This is a genomic window from Actinomycetospora sp. (assembly GCF_055612215.1).
Map to the genome: position 1 here is coordinate 1 of NZ_JBVPVA010000445.1, position 5,616 is coordinate 5,616.

Here is a 5,616-nt window from a genome sequence, read left to right on the forward strand (position 1 = left end):
CTCGCCGAGCAGCGTGCCCCGGGCGGCGAACAGCTGGCCGGGCTCGACGGTGCCGAACCCGTGCCGCGCCAGGACCCGGACGACGCTGACGGGCGCCGCCGGGTCGTCTCCCCCGGCCAGGACCTCACTCAGCGGACTCACACCACCAGGGTAGGCGGTGGCCACGAGGGGGACGACGATGTGGCCGTGGCGGCGAACGGCAGCGGGCGACCCAACCGCGTCGCGCCGGACGGGTCCACCCATGCCGTCGCCGATCGCGGCGGGTTCTGGGGCAACCGGGGCCGGCTGCTGGACGCCCAGGGCTCGGTGGCACGCCATCACCTCGGTCGCAACTGGATCGTCTGTGTGCTCGAGTTCCACGGCCGGCACCGCACGCAGTGGCAGCCGAACCGCCTCACCGAGCTGTACTTCCTCGACGAGCCGACTGCGCTGGCGGCGGGCCACCGACCGTGCGGGGAGTGCCGGTACGCCGACTACCAGCGCTTCAAGGCCGCCTGGGCGCTCGCCCACCCCGACGACCCGCCAGGGGCCCGCGAGATCGACCGTCGCCTGCACGCCGACCGGCTCGACGACGACGGCGGACAGCGCACCCACGACGCGCCGCTGGCGGGCCTCCCGGACGGGGTGGTGATCGCGCACGACGGCGGGTGGTGGCTGGTCGAGGGGGCCGCGCTGTTCCCCTGGTCGTTCGCGGGCTACGGCGACCCCCGGCCCCGGTCCGCGTTCCCCGAGGTCGTCACCGTCCTCACCCCGCGGGCCACCGTCGCGACCGTGCGCGCGGGCTATAGGTGCGCTCCGCGCTCGTGAGCACTAATCCGCCCTATGACACGGACAACTGCTCACGAGGCGGAGCCACCTAGCAGCCGATGAGCCGCGACGCCAGGTACCCCTCGAGCTGGTCGAGCGCGACCCGCTCCTGGGTCATCGCGTCCCGGTGGCGCACCGTGGCCGCCTGGTCGTTGAGCGAGTCGAAGTCGACCGTCACGCAGAACGGCGTCCCGATCTCGTCCTGGCGGCGGTAGCGGCGGCCGATGGCCCCGGCGTCGTCGAAGTCGACGTTCCAGTGCTGCCGGAGCGTCGCCGCGACGTCGCGGGCCACCGGCGAGAGGTCGGCGTTGCGCGAGAGCGGCAGCACCGCGGCCTTCACCGGCGCGAGCCGCGGGTCGAGGCGCAGCACCGTCCGCTTGTCGACGCCGCCCTTGGCGTTCGGGGCCTCGTCCTCGGTGTAGGCCTCGAGCAGGAACGCCATCATCGGGCGCCCGACGCCGGCCGCCGGCTCGATGACGTAGGGCCGGTACCGGGAGTCGGTGGCCTGGTCGTAGTAGGACAGGTCGACGCCCGAGTGGTTCGAGTGCGTCGTGAGGTCGAAGTCGGTGCGGTTCGCGATGCCCTCGAGCTCGCCCCACTCCTGCCCGGCGTTGAAGCCGAAGCGGTACTCCACGTCCACGGTCCGCTTGGAGTAGTGGGAGAGCTTCTCCTTGGGGTGCTCGTACTGGCGCAGGTTCTCCGGCGCGATCCCCAGCCCGGTGTACCAGCGGGTGCGCTCGTCGATCCAGTACTGGTGCCACTCCTCGTCGGACCCGGGCTCGACGAAGTACTCCATCTCCATCTGCTCGAACTCACGCGTGCGGAAGATGAAGTTCCCGGGCGTGATCTCGTTGCGGAAGCTCTTGCCGATCTGGCCGATGCCGAACGGCGGCTTCTTGCGCGCCGTCGACATGACGTTCGCGAAGTTGACGAAGATGCCCTGCGCGGTCTCGGGACGCAGGTAGTGCAGGCCCTCCTCGGACTCCACGGGGCCGAGGTAGGTCTTGAGCATCATGTTGAACTCGCGCGGCGCGGTGTACTGCCCGCGCATCCCGCAGTTCGGGCACGGCACCGTCGAGAGGTCGTAGCCGACCTTGCCCTCCGCGTCGGTCGACTCCAGCGACGGACCCCCGGTGCGCTCGGAGAAGTCCTCCGCGAGCTGGTCGGCACGGAACCGGCGGTGGCAGTTCGTGCACTCGACGAGCGGGTCGGTGAACACGTCGACGTGCCCCGACGCGACCCACACCTGACGCGGCAGGATCACGCTCGAGTCGAGCCCGACGACGTCGTCGCGACCGGTCACCATCGAGCGCCACCACTGGCGCTTGATGTTGTCCTTGAGCTCGACGCCGAGGGGACCGTAGTCCCAGGCCGACCGCGTACCGCCGTAGATCTCCCCCGAGGGGAAGACGAACCCGCGGCGCTTGCACAGGTTCACCACGGTCTCGATGCGGGCGCTTCCGGTGGGGGTGGGCACTTCTGACTCTCCCGACGACGGGCCGTGGTGGCTCGTCGGACTCGCTGGTCGTCTGGCCTACCCAGCGTAGCGAGGTCGGCGAGTCACCCCAGGATGCTGGGGTTCTCCTCGACGTCGCCGTCGCCGGCGCGGGCCGTCAGACGGCGCTCGAACGTGGCCGGCGCGTCGGTGCGGGCGCTGGAGAGGAACGGTACGACGTGCTCGCGCACCTCGAAGGGCTGCAGGGCCCGGCGGTAGTCGGTGAGGCTCGCGAAGACCGCGACGAGCACCCATTCCCCCGGCTCCTCCACGGCGCGGCCGAGGTCCACCCGCTCGCACCCGGGCTGGCGGGCGAGCAGGCCCATCGCGTGCCGGGCGCGGTCGAGGAAACCCTCCCCGGTCTCCTCGGGGCCGAACCGGCAGACCAGCAGCACCGGCCGACCTTATCGACACCGGGTGTCAGTACCGGGAGGGAGTGGGAGACTGGGGCCGGGAACCGGGTGCGACGACGGGTGGTGGACGACGGTGCCGACGCGGGGCGGCGGGGCGGGTGCCCGCCGAGGGACGAGACGGGGCGACATGCGCCGCCCGTTGCTGCCCGGCTCCGGACCGCTCGCCCGGGTCTCGCCGGTGCTGGCGTTCCTCGTGGTCGCCGTGGTGTTCGCGATCGCGGTCGTCGTCGGCGGACTCGCGGGGGCGCTGCTGCTGGCGCTGCTCGCCGTCGGGGTCGCGGTGCTCCTCGCGACGACGTGGGCGCGGCTCTCGCCCCCGGCGCGCCTCGCGCGGGCGCTGATCCTGGCCGTGCTCGTGGCCGTGGCGATCGGGGTGGCGCTGCGATGAGCCCGGCCGTCGAGGTCCGGACGGACCTGCCCGACGACGCCGCCCACGTCGCCGTGGACGCACCCGCGCCGCCCCACGGGGACACCCTCGTCGCGGCCGGGGAGCTGCTGCGCGCGCTGGCGGCGCCCGTCCGGATCGCGGTGGTGCTGCAGCTGCGGTCGTCACCGCGCTGCGTGCACGAGCTGGTGGACGCGCTCGGGGTCACCCAGCCGCTGATCAGCCAGCACCTGCGGGTGCTCAAGGCGGCCGGGGTGGTGCGCGGTGAGCGACGGGGCCGGGAGGTCGTCTACCGGCTCGTGGACGACCACCTCGCGCACATCGTGGTCGATGCCGTCGACCACGCGGAGGAGGACGCGTGAGCGCGGCGGAGGGCTCGGGCCGGCCGATGGTGGTGCCCGGCCGGCGGGCGACCCGCCAGCGCGCCGCGATCGGCGACCTGCTCGACCAGCTCCCCGACTTCCGCTCCGCCCAGGACATCCACGAGGAGCTGCGGCGCCGCGGCGAGGGCATCGGCCTGACCACGGTGTACCGCACGCTGCAGGCGCTGGCCGACGCCGGCGAGATCGACGTGCTGCGCACCGCGGCGGGCGAGGCCTCCTACCGGCGCTGCTCGGACACCCACCACCACCACCTGGTGTGCCGCCGGTGCGGGCGCACCGTCGAGGTGGAGGGACCCGCCGTCGAGCACTGGGCGGAGAAGGTCGCCGCCGAGCACGGGTTCGCCGAGATCGACCACACCGTGGAGATCATCGGGCTGTGCGCGGCCTGCCGGGCGGCCTGAGCCCCGGTCAGGCGGCGCTGACGAGGTCGCCCCGCACCTGCGAGGCGGTGGAGACGACGAGCATGAGCAGCGTCCCCAGCGGGTCGATCGCGAGACCCTCGGCAGGGAACGCGTAGCGCAGGGTCACGTCCCACCCGGCCTCGGTGCTGATCGCGCCGAGGGTCCCGAAGAGCCCCTGCCCGGCGCGTTCGGCGACCCGGCGCGGGACGTCGTCGCCCTCCAGGTCCCACGCGACGACGCAGGTCAGCGACAGCACCGCCAGCCCCTCGACGAGCTCGATCCCCTGCACCGCGCACGGGACCTCGCCGTGGCGGAACGAGAGCGCCCCGTCGTCGTCCACCCGCACGTCGACGAACTTCTCGAGCGCCTCCCGGGCGGTGATCAGCAGCGTCGCGGTCGTGGCGGCCTCGCGGCTCACTCAGGTCTCCTCGGGGTCGTCGTGCGCGTCGTGCGCGTCCGCGGCGGTGGGCGCGTCCGCGGCGCCGCCGTAGCGGCGGTCCCGCGAGGCGTAGATCTCGCAGGCCTGCCAGAGGTGGCGGCGGTCGAAGTCGGGGAAGAGCGTGTCGAGGAAGACCATCTCCGCGTACGCCGACTGCCACAGCAGGAAGTTCGACGTCCGCTGCTCCCCCGACGAGCGCACGAACAGGTCGACGTCGGGCATGTCCGGCTCGTCGAGGTGGCGCGCGATCGCCCGCTCGTCGATGCGGTCGGGGTCGATCTCGCCCCGGGCGGCGCGTCGCGCGAGCTCCCGGGCCGCCTGCACGATCTCCGCGCGCCCGCCGTAGTTGACGCACATGGTGAGGGTGACGACGTCGTTGTCGCGCGTCAGTTCCTCGGCCTTCTCCAGCTCGGAGATGACGCTGCGCCACAGCCGCGGGCGCTGCCCCGACCAGCGGACCCGCACCCCCATGGCGTGCATCTCGTCGCGACGGCGGCGGATCACGTCGCGGTTGAACCCGAGCAGGAAGCGGACCTCCTCCGGGCTGCGCCGCCAGTTCTCGGTGGAGAACGCGTACGCGCTGATCCACCGGACGCCGACGTCGATGCAGCCGCGGACGACGTCGAGCAGCTGCGCCTCCCCGTGGCGGTGGCCCTCGATGCGGGGCAGCCCGCGCTGGTTGGCCCACCGGCCGTTGCCGTCCATGACCAGCGCGACGTGGTTCGGGACGAGGTCGGGCGGAATGGGCGGCGGCGTGGCGCCCGAGGGGTGCGGGGTCGGCGGCATGATCGTCGGGTCGCCGCGCCCGCGCAGGGGTCGGCCGGAGCGGCCGGTGCTCTTCTCGGGACGCTGCCGTAGCGGGCTCACGGGGCGACCTCGACGTCGTCGTGCTCGGGCTGTTCTGAGCGAAGGGCCCCTTCGGTCGGTTCTATCGAGCGAGGGGCCCCTTCGCTCAGATCGGTCGCCGGCGAGCCGTTCCGGCGAGGGGCGCCCTCAGCCGGCTCTACCGATCGAGGGGGCCCTTCGCTCACATCCGGGAGGCCGTCCTCGAGATCCACCCGCGGCACCCCGCGCCGGTCCACCAGCGGCAGCGAGCGCAGCCGCCGTTCGAGGTGCCACTGCAGGTGGGCGGCGACGAGGCCCGCGGCGTCCCGGCGGGCGTCGGGCGGGCTCTGCTCGGCGGCCTCCCAGTCGCCGTCACGCAGGGCCTCGAGCAGCCGCCACGTCCACCACGAGGGCACGACGGCGCCGCCGGGCCGGCACCCGTCGCAGACCGCCCCGCCCGCCGTCACC

8 protein-coding genes and 1 pseudogene are annotated in these 5,616 nt (G+C 73.5%); 4 read left to right on the top strand and 5 right to left on the bottom strand.

The features are described from left to right. Positions 1–186 precede the first annotated feature (186 nt). Positions 187–807 carry a hypothetical protein gene (locus tag AC0CYZ_RS12480; protein ID WP_472215730.1) on the top strand — a complete coding sequence of 207 codons (621 nt, stop codon included), beginning with the start codon at positions 187–189 and terminating at the stop codon, positions 805–807. Between the two features lie 49 nt (positions 808–856). On the opposite strand, the gene AC0CYZ_RS12485 is transcribed toward AC0CYZ_RS12480, so the two are convergent. Together AC0CYZ_RS12485 and AC0CYZ_RS12490 are read right to left on the bottom strand one after the other, a co-directional pair. Then, on the bottom strand, positions 857–2,284 hold the full coding sequence (locus tag AC0CYZ_RS12485; protein WP_472215732.1) for a glycine--tRNA ligase: 1,428 nt from the start codon (positions 2,282–2,284) through the stop codon (positions 857–859). 83 nt (positions 2,285–2,367) lie between these two features. Next, positions 2,368–2,697 carry an antibiotic biosynthesis monooxygenase family protein gene (locus AC0CYZ_RS12490; RefSeq protein WP_472215734.1) on the bottom strand — a complete coding sequence of 110 codons (330 nt, stop codon included), beginning with the start codon at positions 2,695–2,697 and terminating at the stop codon, positions 2,368–2,370. A 145-nt stretch (positions 2,698–2,842) separates the two neighbouring features. Here AC0CYZ_RS12490 and AC0CYZ_RS12495 point away from each other — a divergent pair, with 145 nt between their 5' ends. From AC0CYZ_RS12495 to AC0CYZ_RS12505, 3 genes are read left to right on the top strand one after another with little or no spacing between them, the layout of a single operon-like run. Further along, a complete protein-coding gene (locus tag AC0CYZ_RS12495; RefSeq protein ID WP_472215736.1) occupies positions 2,843–3,103 on the top strand; it encodes a hypothetical protein in 261 nt (86 codons plus the stop codon). Beyond that, positions 3,100–3,462, top strand: coding sequence for an ArsR/SmtB family transcription factor (locus tag AC0CYZ_RS12500; protein WP_472215738.1), 363 nt, complete (start codon positions 3,100–3,102; stop codon positions 3,460–3,462). The genes AC0CYZ_RS12495 and AC0CYZ_RS12500 overlap by 4 nt, the downstream gene beginning before the upstream one ends. 26 nt (positions 3,463–3,488) lie before the next feature. After that, positions 3,489–3,884 carry a Fur family transcriptional regulator gene (locus AC0CYZ_RS12505; RefSeq protein WP_472215742.1) on the top strand — a complete coding sequence of 132 codons (396 nt, stop codon included), beginning with the start codon at positions 3,489–3,491 and terminating at the stop codon, positions 3,882–3,884. A gap of 7 nt (positions 3,885–3,891) precedes the next feature. On the opposite strand, the gene AC0CYZ_RS12510 is transcribed toward AC0CYZ_RS12505, so the two are convergent. The 3 genes and pseudogenes from AC0CYZ_RS12510 to AC0CYZ_RS12520 form a co-directional block, all read right to left on the bottom strand. After that, positions 3,892–4,302: a hypothetical protein gene (locus tag AC0CYZ_RS12510; RefSeq protein WP_472215740.1), complete on the bottom strand. Its 411-nt coding sequence runs from the start codon at positions 4,300–4,302 to the stop codon at positions 3,892–3,894. Next, a complete protein-coding gene (locus AC0CYZ_RS12515) occupies positions 4,303–5,109 on the bottom strand; it encodes an isoprenyl transferase (RefSeq protein ID WP_472215744.1) in 807 nt (268 codons plus the stop codon). 287 nt (positions 5,110–5,396) lie between these two features. Beyond that, positions 5,397–5,616, bottom strand: a pseudogene (locus tag AC0CYZ_RS12520) (DNA repair protein RecO C-terminal domain-containing protein); the annotation flags it as partial.